Here is an 18,960-nt window from a genome sequence, read left to right as displayed (position 1 = left end):
GTGGGCGCATGAACGCACTGCACCAGCACCTCGTGGACAGTTACCGGGCCGCCCAGCACGGGGAACCGGCCCCGCCCGTCCCCGGCACCCACGACCTCGCGGTGCTGCGGGCGGCCCGCGACCGCCGCCGCTTCGAAGCGGTCCTGGCCGGCCGCCCGACCACCGGCCGGCTGAGCTTCGCCTTCCGCCGCTGGCTGGCGTCCCGGGGCTGACCGGCACGGTGGGCGCGGAGCGGGGCGGGGGACTGAGGTCTTGGAGCGGCGCTACATCGTCACGCGCCGGGCTGGACGCCGAGGTCGGCGAGCAGGCCGCGGACGCGCTCCTCGATCTCGTCGCGGATCGGGCGGACGGCGTCGACGCCCTGGCCGGCCGGGTCCGCCAGCTTCCAGTCCAGGTACCGCTTGCCGGGGAAGTAGGGGCAGGCGTCACCGCAGCCCATGGTGATCACCACGTCGGAGGCCTGGACCGCCTCGACGGTCAGGACCTTCGGGGCCTCGGCGGAGATGTCGATCCCGACCTCGGCGAGCGCCTCGACGACCGCGGGGTTGACGGTGTCGGCGGGGGCGGAGCCGGCGGAGCGGACCTGGACCCGGTCGCCGCCGAGGCGGGTGAGGAAGGCGGCGGCCATCTGGGACCGGCCGGCGTTGTGCACGCAGACGAACAGCACGGACGGGACGGCGGGGGTGCTCACGGAAGTGGGTCCTTACGGTCTTCGGGGCGGTTTTCAGAGTGGTATTCGGGCCGGGCGGGAGTACGCGGGGTCAGCGGGCGGCCGCGGCCGGGTGGTGGTGATCGCCGTGCGGGACGACGACGTCCTCGGCGGCCGGAGAAAGGCGGCCGAAGACCACCGCGACCAGCGCCACACCGACGGCCAGGCCGACGAGCTGGGCGGCGACGAACGGCAGTACGGAGGCGGGGGCGATGCCGGCGAAGGTGTCGGTGAACGCCCGGCCGACGGTCACCGCCGGGTTGGCGAAGCTGGTCGAGGAGGTGAACCAGTAGGCGGCGCCGATGTAGCAGGCGACCGCGACCGGGGCGACGTGCGCGCGGCCGACGCGGGCCAGGCCGAAGACCAGCAGGACCAGGCCGGCGGTCGCGACGACCTCGCCCAGCCACAGGTGCGGCGCCCACCGGTCGTGCGTGGACCAGCGTACGAGCGGTTCGGCGAACATCGCGTCCGCCAGCACCGCCCCGCCGATCGCGCCGGCGATCTGCGCAAGCACGTAGGCCGCGACCTCCCGGAGCCCCGGCCCTTCCCCGCTGCGGCGGCCGGTCCACCAGGCGGCCAGGGTCACGGCCGGGTTGAAGTGGGCGCCGGAGACCGGGCCGAGCAGCAGGATCAGCACGCCGAGGCCGAAGACGGTCGCGAGCGAGTTGGCGAGCAGCTGGACGCCGACGTCCCGGGACAGCTCGGTGGCCTGGATGCCGGAGCCGGCCACGACGGCGACCAGCGCGCCGGTCCCGAGGAATTCGACGGCCGTCCGGCGGGCGAGCGGTGCCGTCGCGGTCATCCGGACTCCCCGGTGGGGGTCTGGAGCAGGGCGGAGAGCTTGGCCAGGGCGGCCGGGAGCACCCAGTAGTAGACCCAGGTCCCGCGGCGCTCGGAGTCGACCAGGCCGGCCTCGCGCAGGACCTTGAGGTGGTGGGAGATGGTCGGCTGGGACACGTCGAAGGGGCCGGTCAGGTCGCAGACGCAGGCCTCGCCGCCCTCGTACGAGGCGATCAGCGACAGCAGCCGCAGCCGTACCGGGTCCGACAGGGCCTTGAACATCTTCGCCAGGTCGACGGCGGCGTCTTCGCCCAGCGGCTCGCGGACCATCGGCGAGCAGCACGCGGCCGCGTCGTCCTGGCCGAGCACTTCGAGTTCCAGATTCGACATGCGTCTATGTTGACAGTCATCTATGCGGAGAGGCAAGCTCGCTGTATCGACAGATGTCGAAACAAGACCTCGGATCGGGGAGTACCGCCATGTCCCGTGTTCAGCTCGCCCTGCGCGTCGCCGACCTCGAAGCCTCCGTCGCCTTCTACGCCAAGCTCTTCGGCACCGAGCCCGCCAAGCGGCGGCCCGGCTACGCGAACTTCGCCGTCACCGAGCCCCCGCTCAAGCTCGTCCTCATCGAGGGTGAGCGCGGCGAGTCCACCCGCCTGGACCACCTCGGAGTCGAGGTCGACAGCACCGCACAGGTCACCGCCGCCGCCACCCGCCTCCAGGACGCCGGCCTGGCCACCTTCGAGGAGAACGACACCTCCTGCTGCTACGCCCTCCAGGACAAGGTCTGGGTCACCGGCCCCGGCAAGGAGCCCTGGGAGGTGTACGTCGTCAAGGCCGACGCCGACACCCTCGGCAAGAGCGCCGACGGCACCCCCGGTACCTGCTGCACCGGCGGCGGGCAGACTGCCGGACCGGTCGCCGCTGCCACCGGATGCGCCTGCGGCTGACCGGTGGCCGGTGCCGGGGTGCTAGAAATCTCCCGTGGACGATCACCCCGAGCCCTCGACCCTGCGTGTCTTCGTGGCGCTGGCTCCGCCCGACGACGCCAAGGACGAGCTGGCCGAGGCGCTGCAGCCCGCGTACGCCGGGTACCCGCGGCTGCGGTGGAACCGGATCGAGGACTGGCACATCACCCTGGCCTTCCTCGGTGAACTGCCCTCCACCGCGGTGCCGTCGCTGCGCTCGGCGCTGGCCGGCCTGGCGGCGTCGCACCCCGCCCTGCGCCTGGGCCTGCGCGGCGGCGGCCACTTCGACGAGAGACTGCTGTGGAGCGGCATCGACGGGGACCTGGAAGGGCTGCACCTGCTCGCCACCGACGTCCGCGACCTGGTCAGGTCCTGCGGGATCGAGTTCAACGCCCGCCCGCTGCGCCCCCACCTGACCCTGGCGCGAGCTCGCCGCGACGATCCCACCAGCGTGCCGCAGGCCGCGGCCGGGCTCGCCGGCTTCGCGGGCCGACCGTGGCGGGCCGAGCGCCTCCACCTGGTCGGCAGCAACATCGGCCGCGGCCCCGGGCCGATCCACTACCGCGACATCGAGGCCTGGCCCTTCGGCGCCGCCGTCCGGACCGGGGGCGGCGGCCGCCCCCGGTCCGCGCGTTGACCGCTTGTCTACCGGGGATTCCTACGGTCGGGCCTTCGGAAAGTTCCGCACCGCTCAGAAGGATTCCCATGATCGACCCGGCCGCGCCGTCGCGCGGTGACACCCTCTGGATCGGCGACGATCCGCGCTTCACCGAGTTGCGCGCCAGCTACCGCAGGTTCGTGTTCCCGGTGACGGCGGCGTTCCTGCTCTGGTTCCTGACGTACGTGCTCTGCTCGGCCTACGCCCGCGGCTTCATGGCGACGAAGGTCGCCGGGAACGTCAACGTGGCGCTGGTCTTCGGACTGCTGCAGTTCGTCTCGACCTTCGGCATCGCCCTGGCCTACGGCCGGTTCGCCGCCCGGCGGCTGGACCCGCTGGCGGCGGCCCTGCGGAGTGTGGCGGCCTCCCGTCCGACCGTCCCGGGCCCGACCGCCCCGGCCCCGAGCGGCCCGTCCGGCCGGGAAGCGACGGGGGAGCAGGCATGACACAGCACCTTCCGCTCGCCGCGGCGGCGGCGCAGTCCGCGTCGCACAAGGGCCTGACCGTCGGGCTGTTCGTCGCCCTGGTGGCGGTGACGCTCGGCATCACCCTCTGGGCCCGGCGGAGCACCCAGGGCACCGGGGGCTTCTACACCGGCGGCGGGCAGTTCTCCGCGCTGCAGAACGGGATCGCGATCTCGGGCGACTACCTGTCGGCGGCCTCCTTCCTCGGTATCGCCGGGATCATCGCGCTCTCCGGGTACGACGGGTTCCTGTACTCGATCGGCTTCCTGGTCGCCTGGCTGGTCGCGCTGCTGATGGTGGCCGAACTGCTGCGCAACACCGGGCGGTTCACCATGGCCGACGTGCTGGCCGCGCGGCTGCGCAGCGGGCCGGTGCGGACCGCCGCGGGTGTGTCGACCATCGTGGTCTCGATCTTCTACCTGATCGCGCAGATGGTCGGCGCGGCGACGATCGTGGGGCAACTGCTCGACGTCAAGGGCGCCTCCGCGCAGATCTGGACCATCGTCGGGGTCGGCGCCCTGATGATCGTCTACGTCGTGGTCGGCGGGATGAAGGGCACCACCTGGGTGCAGATCGTCAAGGCGGTGCTGCTGATCGCCGGCGCGGCCGTGATGACCCTGTGGGTGCTGGCGAAGTACGGGTTCGACCTGAGCCACCTGCTGGGGGACGCCGCCACGGCCTCCAAGAAGGGCGACGCCTTCCTCCAGCCCGGCCTGAAGTACGGGGCGACCGACGGCTGGTCGAAGCTCGACCTGGTCAGCCTCGGCACCGCCCTGGTGCTGGGCACCGCGGCGCTGCCGCACGTGCTGGTCCGCTTCTACACCGTCCCGACCGGGCGCGACGCGCGCAAGTCGGTGAACTGGGCGATCGGCATCATCGGGGTGTTCTACCTGATGACCCTGGTGCTCGGCTTCGGGGCGGCCGCGCTGGTCGGCACCGCGACGATCAAGGAGAAGGACCCGTCCGGGAACACCGCCGCCACCCTGCTGGCCGAGCACCTCGGCGGCGGCGCGGGCACCACCGGCGGCTCCCTGATGCTCGCCTTCATCGCGGCGGTGGCCTTCGCCACCATCCTCGCGGTGGTCGCCGGGCTCACCCTGACCTCCTCGTCCTCCTTCGCCCATGACCTGTACGCCAGCGTCATCCGCAAGGGCAGGGCCACCGAACGGCAGGAGCTGGTCACGGCGAAGATCGCCGCCGTGGTCATCGGCGCGGTCGCGGTCGCCCTGTCGATCTTCGCCAGGGACCTCAATGTGGCGTTCCTGGTGGCCCTCGCCTTCGCCATCGCGGCCTCCGCCAACCTGCCGGCGATCCTGCTGACCCTGTTCTGGAAGCGCTTCACCACCTTCGGCGCCAAGTGCGGCATCTACGCGGGCCTGGTCGGCTCGATCGGCCTGGTGCTGCTCTCCCCGATCTGCTGGGGCGGCGCGAGCGGTACGGTCCACGCAGTGAAGCTGACGGCGGCCCAGGCGAAGGACTGCGGCGTGGAGGCGTCCAGCAAGCGGGTCGGCAACGCCACGGCGCTGATCTCCTGCACCACCACCGCGCCGATCCCGCTGCAGAACCCGGGCGTCATCTCGATCCCGGTCGGGTTCGCGGCCGCCGTCGTCGGTTCCCTGGTCGGCAGCCGCCGCCGTCGGGACGAGGACGCGCACGGGGACGCGGACGGGCGCGCCTTCGCCGAGCTGGAGGTCCGCGCGCTCACCGGGGCGGGGCGGTAGGCCGTGGAACCCGGCTCCAACCTCGACGAGTTCCTCTCCGACCTCGCGCGCTACGCCGCCGCGGACGTCCTGACCGCCCAGCTCACCGCGGACACCCTGCGCAAGTACCTCCGGGCCGGCCTGATCGTTCCCGAGGACCTGTGCGCCGGCGACACCGACGGGTACGCCCAGCGGCTGCTGCACGCCGGACGGTCGCACTCCGTGGTGGCCCTGACCTGGCTGCCCGGGCAGTCCACCCCGGTCCACGACCACGTCTCCTGGTGCGTGTCGGGGGTGCTGGAGGGCGTCGAGGTGGACGAGGCGTACCGGCTGTGGCGGCTGCCCCGGTCCGGGCGCAGGGTGCTGGTGCCGTCCGGCCGGACCACCTGCTCTCCCGGCCGGGTGCAGCTGCTGGTGCCACCCGACGAGGACATCCACCGGGTGTCGAACGGCGGCACCGGTCGCGCGGTCTCCCTGCACGTCTACGGCGCGGACATCTCGCTGAACGGGGGCAGCTCGATCAACCGGGTCTTCGGACAGGAGGTCGTGGACCGCCCGCCGGAGGGGGCCCGCCTGTTGAGCTGGCGGAGCCCGGACGGCCTGGCGCCGTGACCGGCCCCGGCTTGACGGCGCACGGCAGGGCCTGACACGACACGTCGCGAACCGACGGGTCGTCCGCTCCGGACGGCCCGTCGGTTCGCGACGTGGCCCCGCCGCCCGGCGTGTGGTGCATGATGGCCGTGACCACTGGGGGGTGTCATGGGGCTGTTCTCGGCGAAGTGCCCGGTCGGGCCGGAGGAACGGGTCTGGATCGAGGAGTCGATGGCCTGGCTGACCGCCGAGTTCGGCCGGGAGGTGCTGGACCGCGCGCCGGTCCTGCCGACCGCCGAGTTCTTCCCGGGACCGTACGAGGGCTCCGAGGAGGACGTCCGGCGCGTGATCACCCGGCTCTGCGGCTACCTGGGCGTGGCGCCCGAACGCCTGACGGTCGAGATCGAGCCGGACGACGGCGAGCGCGGCATGGCCGACGACCTCGGGCTCGCCTACGAGTCCCGCTCCGCCGCCGGGCACTACCGGCGCGAGAACGGACGCCCCGTGATCGCCGTCGCCCAGCGCCAAGCCGCCCGCCCGGTCGCGCTGGTGGCCACCGTCGCCCACGAGCTGGGCCACGTCCGCCTCCTCGACGAGCAGCGGATCACGAGCGACCGGCGCGACCACGAACCGCTCACCGACCTGCTGACGGTCCACTTCGGCCTCGGCGTCTTCACCGCCAACTCCGCCTTCGACTTCAGCCAGGACAACCACGGCTGGTCGTACTCGCGCCTCGGCTACCTGACCGAGCGGATGTTCGGCTACGCGCTGGCCTGCTACGCCCACCTGCGGGGCGAGACCGATCCCGCCTGGGCCCGCCATCTGGCCACCAACCCACGGGCCTACCTGAAGCAGGGCCTCCGCTACCTGGACCGGAACCCGTTGAGCGTGTGACGCCCGCTGCTCCGAACCGGACGGCCCCGCCCGGCGGCGAGCGCTTCCTGACAGTCTGCCTCGTACCGGCCGGAATCCGGCCCAAGACATATTTTCGGATCGGCTCTGACCTTCTCAACTCCCGAAGCCGAGTGCCAGATTGACTGCCCCGGAAGCCCGGCCCCCGCCGGGCTTCCGGATCCTCCGCCCTGCGTCGAACGGGGAGACATGACGGCACCCACCGCGAGCACCACCGCGACCACCACCACGACCACCCACCGCACCGCCCGCGCGGCCGGCGCTCTCCCGCTGGTCGGACACGTCCCGGCCCTCTTCCGCCATCCGCTGCCGTTCCTGCGCTCGCTCGCCGGCCAAGGCGACCTGGTGGAACTCCGGCTCGGACCGCAGCGCGCGATGATGGTCTGCACCCCCGACCTGTTCCACCACGTCCTCACCGACACCCGGCACTTCGACAAGGGCGGGCCGCTCTTCGACAAGCTGCGCTGGTTCCTGGGCGACGGGCTCGGCTCCACACCCCACGACGTGCACCGCCGACAGCGCCGGCAACTCCAGCCCGCCTTCCGCCCGGAGGCCTTCGCCCGCTACCTGCCGGTGATGCTGGAGGAGGTGACCGCCACCGCGGCCGGCTGGGCCGACGGCCGGGTGATCGCCGTCGAGGACCACGCCTACCGGCTGATCGCCAGGATCATCACCCGGACGCTGTTCTCCGCGGACCGCTCCTCCACCGCGGTGGCCCGGATCGCCGCCGTCTACCCGGACTTCCACCACGGCATCGGCCGGCAGATGCGCTCCCCGTCCCGGCTGTTCGACCGGCTGCCGACCCGGGCCAACCGCCGTTTCCGCCAGGCCTGCCGCACCGTGAACGAGGTGGTCGACGGCGCGATCGAGGGCCGCCGACGCGGCGACGGCGGCGACCACGACCTGCTCACGCTGATGGTGGGGGAGGGCCTGACCGACCGGGAGATGCGGGACCAGATCGTCACCATGCTCACCGGCGGCATCGGCACCTCGGCCTCGGCGCTCGGCTGGGCACTGCACTTCCTCTCCCTGGACGAGGAGCTGGCCGACGCCGTCGCCCGGGAGGCGCGCGCGATCCTCCCCGCCCGGCTCCGCCAGGCCGTTCCCGGCAGTGCCACGCCCGCCGGTGCCATACCCGCCGGGGTCACCCTGGCGGACGTCACCCGCCTGGACCTCGCCCGCCGGGTGGTGGCGGAGACGCTCCGCTTCTACCCGTCCGCCTGGTTCTACAGCCGCACCGTCACCGAGCCGGTCGAGCTGGCAGGCGAGCACCTCCGCCCGGGCACCGCCGTCCTGCTCTCCCCCTACCTCCTCCACCACCGCCCCGACCTCTACCCCGACCCCGAACGCTTCGACGTCGACCGCTGGTCGCCCGCCCGCGCGGCCGAACTCCCGCGCCGGGCCTACGTCCCCTTCGGCACCGGCTCCCGCAAGTGCATCGGTGACGTCTACTCCCTGACCGAACTCACCCTGGCCGTCGCGGTCATCACCTCCCGGTGGCGGCTGGAACCGCCGCCGGGACCACTGCCCGCGCACCTGGTCGAGCCCCGCCCGTGGACGGTGATCCACCCGGCCCCGCTGCGCCTGCGGCTGCGCAGCCGTCCGTGAAGCGCACTGCACCCGACCGGCCCGGCTCGGCCCGAAGGAGACCGACACCCGCATGACGACACCCCCGACCGTCCCCCTCGACCTGCGGCTGCTGCCCGACCCCGACCACGTCCTGTACCAGCTGCCGCCCCGGATGTCCCCGTACCGGGAGGAGCTGGAGCGGCTCATCCTGGAATGGGCGGACCGCTACGGCCTGGTGGACGGGCCGCGCGCCCGCAAGCGGCTCGCCGACACCCACCTGGGCGAGCTCATCGCCCGCTGCTACCCGGACCTGCGCGCCGAGCGGCTCTCGCCGCTCGCCGGCTGGTTCACCTGGGCCTTCGTCATCGACGACCTGTACGACGACTGGGCCCCCACGGACGCCGCCGACGACACCCGCACCACCCTCCGGATGCTCGCGGCCCTCACCCTTCGTTCCGCCGAACCGTCGCCGCCTGCCGGTGACGCGCCGCCGCCGGCCGGTGACGCTCCGCCGCTCGCGGACGAACTCGCCGAGGTGTGGCGACGCCTCGCCGGGCGGCAGAGCATCCAGTGGCAGCTGCGCTTCATCACCCACATGGGGCAGTTCCTGGACGCCTTCCGCTACGAGGCGGTGAACCGCGAGCACCGGCACGTCCCCGCCCTCAGCGGCTACGCCCAGCTGCGTCGCGTCTCGGGAGGCATCACCCCCTCGCTGGACCTGCTGGAGTACGCGGCCGGCCTGGAGGTACCGGCCCTGCTCCACGAGTCCGAGCAGCTGCGCACGATGGTCGACAAGGCCTCCGACGTCGTCGTCTGGGTCAACGACGTCCTCTCCCTGCAGAAGGAACTCGTCGTCGGCGAGGTCACCAACGGCGTGCTCGCGGTGAGCCGGGAGCTCGGCTGCGGCATCCAGGACGCCATCGACCACGTGTATCGCAAGGTCGCCCGCGACATCGGCGTCTTCCTGGACGCCGAGGAGTCGCTCACCACCCTCTGCGGCAGCTGGCACGGCCTCCGCGAGGCGGACCGGGCCGCCGTCGGCGCCTTCGCCGGCGGCATGAAGGCCTGGATGCGCGGCAACCTGGAATGGGGGGTCAACTCCGGCCGCTACGTGGAGATCGACACCCTCCGCCTCACCCGCAACCCGGACCTGCTCGGAGGGCGGACCCCGGCCTGACCCTCGCGGCACGCCCGGCACCGCGGCCGAGGACCCCGAACACACTGGGCACGGAACACGCTGGGCACGGAACGGGCGGCGGTTCGCGTCCGGTGCCCGGCCGAGGGGCTATCGTCCGTCTGTCGACGCCGATGGGAAGGTACCTGCCGTGACGTACACCGTGGATTTCGCCACCGTCTCGACCGTCGGTCTGGAGTCGTCGCCCGTCGCGGAGGCGCTCGCCGGCCTGCGGGCGAACGAGGCCCGGTACTTCAGGAACAAGTACGACCACGTCTTCACGGTCGAGTCGGCCGCTGACGCCACGGCGGTCGTCGACTGGGTGCACCGGATCCTGAAGGAGGAGCGCGACATCGTCATCTCGTCCCGACCGCTGGAGGCCACGGCCTTCCAGGTCGAGAACATCCGCATGGCCTACGTCTTCTACGAGAGCGGGCTGTCGGTCAACGTGATGTACACCGTCGACGGCGACAAGAAGCGCGCGGTGGGGTTCAAGCTCGCCGAGGGGATGGAGGTCCCGGAGGAGCTGGCCCCGCGGTTCAAGTTCGCCCGTCAGAAGTCGAAGCTCGCCGGGACGATCCGCGGCTCGTACTTCGTCATCAAGAACGAGTACTGACCGCCCGGCACCGAACGGGTACGGGGGTGGGCGGCGCGGCCCGCCGCCGGTGTATCCTCACGTCCAAGCAAAGCGGGGAGTGATCCCCATTTCTTGGGTCGGGGGAGAGGAACGCCATGATCGGGACGGCACTGGTACTGGGCGGCGGCGGACCGGTCGGCGGCGCGTGGCTGATCGGTGTGCTCGCCGGCCTCGCCGACGGCGGGGTCGACCTGACGGCCGCCGACACCGTCATCGGCACCTCGGCCGGAGCCATCTTCGGCGCCCGGCTCGCGAGCGGCGAACCCGCCCGTGAACTGTACGAACGTCAACTGGCCGACCTCGACGGGATCGAGATGGGCGTCACCGCCGCGCAGACCCTGCGCTTCCTGTGGGCGGCCCTCGCCACCCGCGACCCGGAACGCTCCGTCCGGCGCCTGGGCCGCGCCGCCCTGACCGCGCGTCCCACCCCCGCCCAGGACATCCACGACGTCGTGCGCACCCTGCTGCGCGATGCCACCGCCTGGCCCGCGCAGTCGCTGCGGATCACCGCTGTGGACGCCCGGACCGGCGGTGTCGAGGCGTTCGACGCCGACTCGGGGCTCGACCTCGCCGACGCGGTCGCCGCCAGCTGCTCTGTCCCGCTGGTCTGGCCGCCCACCACGGCCCTCGGGCGGCAGTGGATCGACGGCGGTGCCCGCTCCACGGCCAACCTCCAGCTCGCCGCCGGCCACCGCCAGGTGCTGGCCGTCGCACCCGTCCCCACCGCCGTCGGGCCGCACCCCAGCGCCGGGCAGCAGGCGCAGGAGCTGCGCGCCGCCGGTACGCACACCACCCTGATCGCCCCGGACGCCGGTGCCCGCCGCGCGATGGGACGCGACCTGACCGCCAACGCCCGGCGCTCCGCCGCCGCCCGGGCCGGCCACCGGCAGGGCGCGGCCCTCGCCGCCTCGGTCGCCCGTACCTGGCCGGCGCTGCGCACGACCGCGGAGTGAGCAGGGGGTGATGGGCGCACGGGCGGGCCCGCCGGCGTCACGCCGGGGCGTCGTCCCTCACAGGGCGGTGAGGACGTCCTGGTGGGCTCCGTCGAGGACGAAGCCGTTGTCGAACCTGACCCGGACCGTCACCCGCTTCCCCCGCTCCCGGTACGCGGCCCACTCCGGCTCCAGCGCCGCGATCTCCGCCTCCAGCCGCTCGCGGCTCGCCGTCGGCATGGTGTGCCCGTAGTCCTCGAACAGCGCGGTGAGCCGCTGGTACTCCAGGACCTCACGGCTCTCCGGGAGCTCCCCGTCCACCCGTTCGACGGTGCCCTCGAGCCCGGCCCCCAGCGAGAGGAGCCCGACGACCGCCCCCGGCTCCCCGGCGACCGCCGCGCCGAGTTCGAGGTCCTCGGCCAGCCTGACTCGTCGGCCTTCCTCCAGGGTCATCCGTTCTCCGCCTCTCCCTCGATCGGTGCCGCCGGGCCGACCGGCCCGCGGGCCCGGCCACTGTCCGCCGGGCACGTCACGGTACCCGGCTCTCGGTGGCGGGCCCTGCCGTCGCCCTCCCGCTGCCGGGTTCAGGGGGACATGGTCAGCCCCGACGCGGCCGCGCCCCGGCTGAGAACCGTCGAGCGGATGTGCTCCAGCGCCCGGGCGTAGTCGGCCCGGCCGGGGTCGCGGCGGGCGGCCTTCCGCAGGTCGAGGACGCGGTAGGGCGGGCCGAGGTCCGTCACCTGCGGGATGAACTCGGCCTTGGCGACCGTCCACCGCTGCCCCGGCGCGGCCGGCGGGGCGAAGGTGAACCGGGCGATCGAGCTCCAGTTGCCGCGCGGATCCTCGGCACCGTCGTAGGTGAACATGTGTCCGGCGAGTTGGTCGCCGAGGCCGTACACCGTCCAGGTGTCGTTGATCCGCTCGTACGCCTGCGGGATGTGGGCGTGGGTGCCGAGGACCAGGTCGACGTCGGGCCGGCCCTCGCCCTGCCCGGCGGCCAGGTCGCGGGCCAGGGTGAGCTGCTGGTCGTTCGGCGCGTCCTGCCACTCGGTGCCCCAGTGGACGCTCACCACCACGAGGTCCGCACCGCCCGCCCGGGCGGCGCGCGCGTCGGCGAGGATCCGGTCCCGGTCGATCAGGTTCACCGCCCAGGGCCGGCCCGCCGGCAGCGGGATCCCGTTGGTGCCGTACGTGTAGGCGAGGTGCGCCACGGTGGCGCCGCCGGCCCGGAGCAGCGCGGGCCTCCCGGCCTCGGCCTCGTCGCGGGCCGAGCCGGTGTGCGCCAGGCCCACGGCGTCCATGGCGTCGAGCGTGCGCCGGATGCCGTCCGCGCCGTCGTCGAGGGTGTGGTTGGAGGCGGTGTCGCAGGCGGTGTACCCGGCGTCCTTGAGGGCGGCGGCGACCTGCGGGGGAGATTTGAACGCCGGGTAGCCCGTGAACGGCCCGCCGTCGGCGCCGTAGACGGTCTCCATGTGGCAGATGGCGAGGTCAGCGCCGCTGATCAGCGGTTTGACGTCGGCGAACATCGCGCGGAAGTCGTACCCGTTCCCGCCGGCGTCCTCCTTGGCCTGCCGGATGATCTCGGTGTGCGGCAGCACGTCGCCGGTGGCGAGCAGGGTGAACGCCCGGGGCCCGGTGGGGGAGGCGGCGGGGGACGCGGCAGCGGTGGCACCGGCCGGCGCGGCGACGGCGGGGCTCCGGCCGTCCGCCGGCGGCGCCGCCGCGGGGGAGCCGCAGCCCGCGGGTGCCAGGAGCAGCGTGACGGCCGTCGTGACGGCCGCTCGGCGGGGCAGGCGCATCATCGTCTCGTCTCATGATCGGAAGGTGTCATCGGCCATCCGACTATGCGACGCCCCGGTCGCTCTCCCTCGGCCCCACGCCGACGAGGCCGGGCGGACATCAGGCGGAGGGCGGGGCGAGGGGCGGGGGAGCGCGCGGTAGCATCCCAGGTCAAGAGGCTGTTCGAGGTATCCGAAGGGGTATCCGGAGGGGTATCCGGAAGGGGAGGGCGGGTCCATGTCGGTCGACGCGTGGCCGGAGCTGCTGCTCCCCGCCGGGCAGTTGGCCGCGCTCTGCACCGAGCTGCCGCCGCTGGAGCGCCTGGTGCTCCGATCGGTGCACCTGAGTCCGCGCGGCGCCGGCGTGACGTTGCGGGTCGAGTTCCCGTCCTTTCCCGACCTCGCCCCGCAGGCCTGGGTGGACGCGGGCTGCGACCGGTTCGAGGCCCAGATCGAGTTCTTCGGGGTCGACGAGGACCTGCGGATGCGGGGCGTCCCCGGCGGCACGGTGGTCGACGTCGGGCTGAGCCGCTACCTGCGGGAACGGGAGCGCCGGATCGCGGTCGGGGTGCGCGGCCGGGGGTTCTCGCTGGACTTCACCGCGCACGCCGCGCTCAAAGCGGGGCACCTCAACGCCTACCGCTCCGACGGCGCGCAACCGTACGCGGCCGAGCGGTGGTTCGTCAGCCCGATCGACCGGCGGCTGTACGGCGACCTGCTGCCGCCCACCACCGCGAAGATGTTCTATGGGTGACTCCCCGGGGGGCCTCATGGCTGAGCACGACTGGTCCGCGGAGGTGGCGAACCCCGGGACGCTCCGCGAGGTGCTCGGCGCGCCGCCGCCCCCGCTGAGCGACTACGGCCTGGACTCCGTCCTCGTCGACGAGCGCGAAGCGTCCGTCACCCTGCGGTTCTCCGCGCGCGCCGTCCCGGCCAGGGCCGCGGACCTGTGGCGGGAGCGCGGGCACAACGCGGTCGAGTTCACGCTGGTCTGCGTCGGTGTGACGGACTTCCAGGTGGACGCCTGGTCGGGCTGGCCCACGACCCGGGCCACGCTCACCGGGCGGCGGGTCCTGCTCGCCGGGCGGGGCAAGCACGTGTCCTTCACGGCGGCCGAGATCCGGGCCGAGCCGCCCGTCGGACAGCTCTGGGGCGCCGAGTGACGGATTTCCGAGGCTGACGGATGCCCGGGGGCGGGGAGACACTCCGGCCCTCCCGGACGGTTGTCAGTGCGGCACGCTACGTTCACGACCAGCAGCCGAACCGGAGGAGAGGGGCGTCATGACCGACCGTACGAATGAGACGATCAGCTGGGACGACGTGCGCGCGCTCATCGCCGACCGGGTCCCGCAGGGGGTGATCGACCGGCTGTCCCCGGTGCCCGCCGGCGAGCTGCGCCACCTGCGCACCCCGCTGCGCAAGCTCCGCACCGAGCTGGCCCGTGAGCTCTCCTCGGGCGACCGCGAGCGCTACTCCGCCGCGTACGACCAGCTCGCCGCCCTGCAGTTCGCCGGGATCCACGCCGCCGCGACCCCGGCCGAGGCCCTGGACTGGCTGACCTCCCGCCGCCTCCTCGACGCCTGCTGGCCGCTGCCCGGCGGCGGCTCCACCAACCCCGACGAGCACGCCCTCCTGCTGGCCCTGCTCCAACCGCACCGTGACGCGGAGTTCCACCGCGAACTCGCGATCCGGCTCGCCGAGTGGCTGCCCGTACGCGGTGACGGCGCCCGCTGGCTGATCGCCCACGGCCTCGCCGTCTGGTCCGGCGCCGAACTCCCCACCACCGACGGCTACGTGATCGGCTGGGTGCGCCAGGGCAGCCTGATGCGCTACCACCACCGGGAGATCGCGGAGTGGTTCGCCGAGCGGGGCCTGCGCGAGCCGGCGCCGCACCACGACACCCTGCTCTCCTGGTTGCGCGCCCAGCCCCGGCTCGCCGAGTTCGTCCGCCGCCTGTTCGAAGTCCCCGACGTCGGTGCCGAGTTCGCCGATCCGTACGCCGCCCGCTTCGGACCGGACAACGAGTGGCCCCGAGCGCTCACCGCCCTGGCGGGCGAGGGCCTGCTCGACCGCGCCGAACTGATCGACCTCTGTCTCGGCCGTCTCCTGCGCGGCGACCGGCCCGGCAACCTGCGCGGATTCCTCCAGCTGTACGCGGCACTGTCACCCGACGCCGACGAGGTCCTCGCCCGAGCACGCGATCACGTCCGACTGGCCGCCGACGGCGCGCCGACCGCCGCCAAGGCCGCCCAGACGGCGCTGCTGTCCGTGGACGCTCGGCTGCCCTCGGCACTGTTCGCCGAACTCACCACCGCGGTCCTGACCCGCCCGGAGAAGGCGCTCGCCACCACCCAGCTCAGCAGGGCCGACGCCGCGCTGCGCCGCGACCCGTCCGCGGCCGACACCCTGCTGCCCGCCATCGCCGCGGCCTTCACCCACCCGGCCCCCGCCGTCCAGGAACGCGCGCTGCGCCTGGCCGCCCGCCACCTGCCCGACGCGGCTCCCGCCACCGCCGAGGCCGTACGCGCCGCCGCCACCGCCCTCGGCGCCGCCCTCCGGAGCGACGCCCGCCGCCTGCTGGCCGTCCCGAGCCCGACGCCGGCCCTTACCCCGACGCCGGCCCCGCCCGCCACGCCCGCTGTGCCCGCTGTGCCCGCCACGCCCGCCGGGCACGGCGCACTGCCGACCGTACCCGCCGGGCCGTTCGACCTCGCCGAGCGGCTGGGGGCCGTCATGGCCGACCGGGTACCCGACCCCGGCGAGTTCGAGGTGGTGTTCGCCGCCCTCGTCGCGGAGCACCACCGCGACCCGGCCGCCCTGCGGACCGCGCTCGCCCCGCTCGCCGCCCGGCGCGGCGACGACCGGGTGTGGCTCTGGGAGGCCCGCAGCGTCACGGGAGCGCTCGGCTGCCTGCTCGACGCCCTGACCGGCCGACCGCACGAGTCCGATCGGCACACGGCCGAACTCCTCGGCCTCCCCGCCCACCTGCGCACCCCCGCCGTCATCCCGGCACTGCGCGTCCACGAAACGGCGTGCCGGATCGCCGACGCGCCGGTGCCGTGCCTGCTCGCCACCCCCACCGCCGCGGACGGCACGATCGACCCGGCCGTGCTCACCGAACGGCTCGCGTCCCACCGCGCCGCCGGTGCCCGCCCCTGGCCCGCCGACCTTGCCCAGTCCCTGCTCCGGATACCCCCGCAGGCACTGCCCGCCGTCCGCGCCGCCGCTGCCGGGTTTGGCTGCGACCTGCCGTCCGACACGGTGCCACCCGCACCCGACCGGTTCCACGTCCAGTCCCCGGACCAGCCCGAGCAGGTCGGCGGCCACGGCCGGGTCCCGCCCACGCTCCCGCGCATCGCACCACTCGCCGTCACCGCCGCCGTCGCACCGGTACCGGACGGCATCGCCGCCCTGCTCCACACCCTTCCCGACCCCACCGACACCGCCCGGTTCGCGGGCGCCCCGTGGACGCAGACCGCCGAACTCGCCCAGCTCCCCTGGCTGGCGCCCTGGCACCCGGAGGCCGTAGCCGCCCACGCCCTCCCCGGCGCGGTCTTCCACTCGCATGCGGCCGCATCCCGGGAGACCGACCCCCTGCTGCCCCGGCTCGCGGACACCCCGGGCGAACTCGGCCCGGTCAGCCACCTGCTCCTCGCCTACGGCCTGACCGCCACCCGGGCGGAGAACCGCACCGCCGCGCTGGACGCCCTGCTGGCGGCGAACGCACGCGGACGCCTCCGGCCCGAGGCGCTCGGCACCTGGCTCGCGGCGCTCTGGCGGCTCTCCGTCGCCAAACCGAACCGGGTCCTGCCCGTCCTGGCCGACGCCGTGCGCAGCGGCGAGGGCCGGGCGATCTGGACGGTACTCACCACCCTGATCACCGAACTCGCCGCCGAACCCGGCCGGCGAGGCCTGGCGGACACCCTCGCACTGGCCGCCGAGTGCGCCGCTACCGAGCACATCCGCACCACCCTCCCCGCCCTCGACACCCTGACCACCCCGACCGCACCCCGCCGAGTCCGCACCGAGGCCACCCGGCTCACCACGATCCTGACGCCCTGACCGCACCGAACCCCGGGCCTGCCGCGCTGCCGCACTCAGGGCTGTCCGCGAGGTCCGGCGCGCCGTCGCGTACGGCTCCGCCCCGGGAGACCATGGCAGCATGGACAACGAGGCCCGCACGGACGCCGAGACCTTCGCCCGGACCCGCCGCTCCCTGCACGCGGTGGCCGAGTTGGTCCTGGCCGGGCCGCAGTACCGGGCGAGCGGGACGATCCGGTTGCGGGCCTCCGCCGGCGGCTTCACCACCGTCGCCGAACCGCGGCTGCGGGTGATCGGCGCGGAGCTGGTCGGGCCCGGACAGGTGCTGTCCCTCGAACGGACCAGCTGCGCCGCTCTCGGCACGGCCCTCGCGCTCACCGTCGGCGCCCCGGCGGGGCTGTACGCGGACGGTCCGGGCGTCGCCGCCGATCACGCGATCGAGGTGGACCCGTCCGCCGCCCGCCGGCTCGCGCACTGCTTCGCGCTCGGCGAGGCGGCACTGGCCGGGCTGTTCCCGGGTGAGGAGCCGGTCATCTGGCCCGAGCACTTCGACCTCGCCGTGACCGTCGGCGCGGTGAACTACGGCATCTCGCCGGGCGACGCGTTCGAGCAGGAGCCCTACGCCTACATCGGTCCGCACACGCCGCAGCAGGGGGCGTTCTGGAACGCACCGTTCGGCGCCACCCGGACGATCCACGAACTCGGCGGGGTCGCGGGCATCACGGCCTTCCTGGACCGAGGACGCCGGTTCGCCGCAGCCGGCTGACGGACACGGAGGTCGGCGCGAGGCCGGAAGTCGTTGATGCCATGCTGTCTCCGACACAGCTCAGCACCACCGGGAGCCGACGATGGGAACGTGGGGAACCGGACCATTCGGCGAGTCCTCGGCGATGGCTCCCAACTCGCACAAGGATGGACGGACCACATCGACGCCAGCGAATGGCGCCGGGAAGTGCAGATGATCCTCGACGCGCTGAACCGCTGACGGTCACTCACCGTATGTGCGAGGAATTGTCGAATTCTGTGGATCGACCGGACAGTCCAATGGCTGGTCGATCAAGCGAGCGGCTTGCGGTAGCGGACATACTCGTTCTGTCTCCGGAACCCCACGCTCTCGTAAAGATCGTAGGACCGGTGGGGATTTGCCGTGCCCGTGTACAGCCTGGCCGTCGTTGCGCCCTGCTCGCGAAGGCTTCGCAGCCCTTCCAGCAGCAGGATCCGGCCGATTCCGAGGCGTCGCTGGTCCGTTCGGACGCTCAGCTCTTCCACCTCGCCCACGGTGCGGTCGTGGCTGCGGATGGAGCAGAGGGCCACACCGAGCATCTCCTGCCCCCTCCAGGCAGCCCTCCAGCATGCCGGGTCGGCGGTGTCGACAAAGTCCTGGAAGGTCCATTTCTGAGTGAAACCGGTTTCCGCATACGAATCGACGACCGTCCTCCAGGCCGCGCGGTAGTGGCTGGTCCCGATCGGCCCCGTCCGTATCCCGGCCGGGAGTTCGCTGCCTCGTTCGGGCAACTGCTGCAGATTGCCCAACTCCAGCTCGACCAGACTGAAGACACGTCGGTAGCCGGCTGCGAGCAGAAGCGCCGTGGCGTCCTGCTCGGAGACCATGGCGTTCGCACCGATCACTGCAGTCCGAGCCGTGCCATGGTCTTCGACGAGCCGGCGGATCCGCTCTTCGGCCCAGCTCAGCATGGCTGACCCGATGCCCTGGTCGCGATGCTCGGGCAAGAGGTAACCGCGGTGCAGGTAAAGCCACGTATCGTCCTGCTCCTGCCACCACCGGATCGTCGAGTAGCCGACGACGCTCCCGTCGCGTACCACCAGGACCTGGTTCTTGGACGGCTCGTCCAGCTTGGCAGAGGCCTCGGCGATCTCGGCCGCTGTCGGGAGCCCTTCCACAACCGAACGGGTGTCGACCCGGTCCCGTTCGACACATCCCAGCCGCACCGCGGCCATGGGGCCGTGGTCCTCGTCGCCCCGATACGGCCGGAACCCGAAGCCGGCCGGAAGGTCCTGTCCTGGCGTGTCATCCGACATGATCGGA

Annotated in this window: 21 protein-coding genes; 15 read left to right on the top strand and 6 right to left on the bottom strand. The window is 73.4% G+C overall.

Annotated elements, in window-relative coordinates:
- Window positions 1-8: 8 nt before the first annotated feature.
- Window positions 9-212 carry a hypothetical protein gene (locus ACYP53_RS19995; protein WP_189914297.1) on the top strand — a complete coding sequence of 68 codons (204 nt, stop codon included), beginning with the start codon at window positions 9-11 and terminating at the stop codon, window positions 210-212.
- A gap of 59 nt (window positions 213-271) precedes the next feature.
- Here ACYP53_RS19995 and ACYP53_RS19990 read toward each other — a convergent pair whose 3' ends face one another.
- From ACYP53_RS19990 to ACYP53_RS19980, 3 genes are all read right to left on the bottom strand, one after another.
- Entirely contained in the window at window positions 272-691 is a 420-nt protein-coding gene (locus tag ACYP53_RS19990; RefSeq protein ID WP_459648351.1) for an arsenate reductase ArsC, read from the bottom strand.
- 70 nt (window positions 692-761) lie between these two features.
- Window positions 762-1,511: an aquaporin gene (locus ACYP53_RS19985; RefSeq protein WP_189914295.1), complete on the bottom strand. Its 750-nt coding sequence runs from the start codon at window positions 1,509-1,511 to the stop codon at window positions 762-764.
- Window positions 1,508-1,879 (bottom strand): ArsR/SmtB family transcription factor, encoded by a 372-nt coding sequence (locus ACYP53_RS19980; RefSeq protein WP_189914294.1) that lies wholly within the window; start codon window positions 1,877-1,879, stop codon window positions 1,508-1,510. The genes ACYP53_RS19985 and ACYP53_RS19980 overlap by 4 nt, the downstream gene beginning before the upstream one ends.
- A gap of 89 nt (window positions 1,880-1,968) precedes the next feature.
- Between ACYP53_RS19980 and ACYP53_RS19975 the strand changes: the two genes are divergently transcribed.
- From ACYP53_RS19975 to ACYP53_RS19930, 10 genes are all read left to right on the top strand, one after another.
- Window positions 1,969-2,439, top strand: coding sequence for an ArsI/CadI family heavy metal resistance metalloenzyme (locus tag ACYP53_RS19975; protein WP_189914293.1), 471 nt, complete (start codon window positions 1,969-1,971; stop codon window positions 2,437-2,439).
- 34 nt (window positions 2,440-2,473) lie between these two features.
- Entirely contained in the window at window positions 2,474-3,094 is a 621-nt protein-coding gene (gene thpR / locus ACYP53_RS19970) for an RNA 2',3'-cyclic phosphodiesterase (RefSeq protein ID WP_189914292.1), read from the top strand.
- 68 nt (window positions 3,095-3,162) lie between these two features.
- The gene (locus ACYP53_RS19965; RefSeq protein WP_189914291.1) at window positions 3,163-3,561 is read left to right on the top strand and encodes a DUF485 domain-containing protein; all 399 of its coding nucleotides are present in this window, start codon (window positions 3,163-3,165) and stop codon (window positions 3,559-3,561) included.
- Complete coding sequence (locus ACYP53_RS19960; RefSeq protein WP_189914290.1) at window positions 3,558-5,300, top strand: solute symporter family protein; 1,743 nt, start codon at window positions 3,558-3,560, stop codon at window positions 5,298-5,300. The genes ACYP53_RS19965 and ACYP53_RS19960 overlap by 4 nt, the downstream gene beginning before the upstream one ends.
- 3 nt (window positions 5,301-5,303) lie before the next feature.
- A complete protein-coding gene (locus ACYP53_RS19955) occupies window positions 5,304-5,891 on the top strand; it encodes a cysteine dioxygenase family protein (protein ID WP_459648350.1) in 588 nt (195 codons plus the stop codon).
- A gap of 147 nt (window positions 5,892-6,038) precedes the next feature.
- Window positions 6,039-6,764: a hypothetical protein gene (locus ACYP53_RS19950; protein ID WP_189914288.1), complete on the top strand. Its 726-nt coding sequence runs from the start codon at window positions 6,039-6,041 to the stop codon at window positions 6,762-6,764.
- A 207-nt stretch (window positions 6,765-6,971) separates the two neighbouring features.
- Window positions 6,972-8,390, top strand: a complete 1,419-nt coding sequence (locus ACYP53_RS19945; protein WP_459648349.1) for a cytochrome P450 — start codon at window positions 6,972-6,974, stop codon at window positions 8,388-8,390.
- 52 nt (window positions 8,391-8,442) lie between these two features.
- Entirely contained in the window at window positions 8,443-9,528 is a 1,086-nt protein-coding gene (locus ACYP53_RS19940) for a terpene synthase family protein (protein ID WP_459648348.1), read from the top strand.
- A gap of 148 nt (window positions 9,529-9,676) precedes the next feature.
- Entirely contained in the window at window positions 9,677-10,141 is a 465-nt protein-coding gene (locus ACYP53_RS19935; RefSeq protein ID WP_459648347.1) for a hypothetical protein, read from the top strand.
- Between the two features lie 116 nt (window positions 10,142-10,257).
- Window positions 10,258-11,115 (top strand): patatin-like phospholipase family protein, encoded by an 858-nt coding sequence (locus tag ACYP53_RS19930; RefSeq protein ID WP_459648346.1) that lies wholly within the window; start codon window positions 10,258-10,260, stop codon window positions 11,113-11,115.
- Between the two features lie 57 nt (window positions 11,116-11,172).
- Here ACYP53_RS19930 and ACYP53_RS19925 read toward each other — a convergent pair whose 3' ends face one another.
- Entirely contained in the window at window positions 11,173-11,547 is a 375-nt protein-coding gene (locus ACYP53_RS19925; RefSeq protein ID WP_189914283.1) for a hypothetical protein, read from the bottom strand.
- A 131-nt stretch (window positions 11,548-11,678) separates the two neighbouring features.
- Entirely contained in the window at window positions 11,679-12,896 is a 1,218-nt protein-coding gene (locus tag ACYP53_RS19920; RefSeq protein WP_459648345.1) for a CapA family protein, read from the bottom strand.
- 214 nt (window positions 12,897-13,110) lie between these two features.
- On the opposite strand from ACYP53_RS19920, the gene ACYP53_RS19915 reads away from it, so the two are divergent.
- From ACYP53_RS19915 to ACYP53_RS19900, 4 genes are all read left to right on the top strand, one after another.
- Window positions 13,111-13,626, top strand: a complete 516-nt coding sequence (locus tag ACYP53_RS19915; RefSeq protein WP_459648344.1) for an Imm50 family immunity protein — start codon at window positions 13,111-13,113, stop codon at window positions 13,624-13,626.
- A 16-nt stretch (window positions 13,627-13,642) separates the two neighbouring features.
- Window positions 13,643-14,035: an Imm50 family immunity protein gene (locus ACYP53_RS19910; protein ID WP_459648343.1), complete on the top strand. Its 393-nt coding sequence runs from the start codon at window positions 13,643-13,645 to the stop codon at window positions 14,033-14,035.
- Window positions 14,036-14,153: 118 nt separating this feature from the next.
- Window positions 14,154-16,934, top strand: coding sequence for a DUF7825 domain-containing protein (locus ACYP53_RS19905; RefSeq protein ID WP_459648342.1), 2,781 nt, complete (start codon window positions 14,154-14,156; stop codon window positions 16,932-16,934).
- Window positions 16,935-17,034: 100 nt separating this feature from the next.
- Window positions 17,035-17,679 (top strand): hypothetical protein, encoded by a 645-nt coding sequence (locus tag ACYP53_RS19900; protein ID WP_459648341.1) that lies wholly within the window; start codon window positions 17,035-17,037, stop codon window positions 17,677-17,679.
- A gap of 290 nt (window positions 17,680-17,969) precedes the next feature.
- Here ACYP53_RS19900 and ACYP53_RS19895 read toward each other — a convergent pair whose 3' ends face one another.
- A complete protein-coding gene (locus ACYP53_RS19895) occupies window positions 17,970-18,953 on the bottom strand; it encodes a GNAT family N-acetyltransferase (RefSeq protein WP_459648340.1) in 984 nt (327 codons plus the stop codon).
- Window positions 18,954-18,960: the final 7 nt, after the last annotated feature.

The organism is Kitasatospora sp. Ki12 (genome assembly GCF_054601375.1).
This window is presented reverse-complemented; position numbering and strand designations above follow the sequence as displayed.

Coding starts and splice junctions, on each gene's coding strand:
- ACYP53_RS19995 (WP_189914297.1), top strand. CDS start 9: ATGAACGCACTGCACCAGCACCTCGTGGACAGTTACCGGGCCGCCCAG.
- ACYP53_RS19985 (WP_189914295.1), bottom strand. CDS start 1,511: ATGACCGCGACGGCACCGCTCGCCCGCCGGACGGCCGTCGAATTCCTC.
- ACYP53_RS19980 (WP_189914294.1), bottom strand. CDS start 1,879: ATGTCGAATCTGGAACTCGAAGTGCTCGGCCAGGACGACGCGGCCGCG.
- ACYP53_RS19975 (WP_189914293.1), top strand. CDS start 1,969: ATGTCCCGTGTTCAGCTCGCCCTGCGCGTCGCCGACCTCGAAGCCTCC.
- ACYP53_RS19965 (WP_189914291.1), top strand. CDS start 3,163: ATGATCGACCCGGCCGCGCCGTCGCGCGGTGACACCCTCTGGATCGGC.
- ACYP53_RS19960 (WP_189914290.1), top strand. CDS start 3,558: ATGACACAGCACCTTCCGCTCGCCGCGGCGGCGGCGCAGTCCGCGTCG.
- ACYP53_RS19950 (WP_189914288.1), top strand. CDS start 6,039: ATGGGGCTGTTCTCGGCGAAGTGCCCGGTCGGGCCGGAGGAACGGGTC.
- ACYP53_RS19945 (WP_459648349.1), top strand. CDS start 6,972: ATGACGGCACCCACCGCGAGCACCACCGCGACCACCACCACGACCACC.
- ACYP53_RS19940 (WP_459648348.1), top strand. CDS start 8,443: ATGACGACACCCCCGACCGTCCCCCTCGACCTGCGGCTGCTGCCCGAC.
- ACYP53_RS19930 (WP_459648346.1), top strand. CDS start 10,258: ATGATCGGGACGGCACTGGTACTGGGCGGCGGCGGACCGGTCGGCGGC.
- ACYP53_RS19925 (WP_189914283.1), bottom strand. CDS start 11,547: ATGACCCTGGAGGAAGGCCGACGAGTCAGGCTGGCCGAGGACCTCGAA.
- ACYP53_RS19920 (WP_459648345.1), bottom strand. CDS start 12,896: ATGATGCGCCTGCCCCGCCGAGCGGCCGTCACGACGGCCGTCACGCTG.
- ACYP53_RS19915 (WP_459648344.1), top strand. CDS start 13,111: ATGTCGGTCGACGCGTGGCCGGAGCTGCTGCTCCCCGCCGGGCAGTTG.
- ACYP53_RS19910 (WP_459648343.1), top strand. CDS start 13,643: ATGGCTGAGCACGACTGGTCCGCGGAGGTGGCGAACCCCGGGACGCTC.
- ACYP53_RS19905 (WP_459648342.1), top strand. CDS start 14,154: ATGACCGACCGTACGAATGAGACGATCAGCTGGGACGACGTGCGCGCG.
- ACYP53_RS19900 (WP_459648341.1), top strand. CDS start 17,035: ATGGACAACGAGGCCCGCACGGACGCCGAGACCTTCGCCCGGACCCGC.
- ACYP53_RS19895 (WP_459648340.1), bottom strand. CDS start 18,953: ATGTCGGATGACACGCCAGGACAGGACCTTCCGGCCGGCTTCGGGTTC.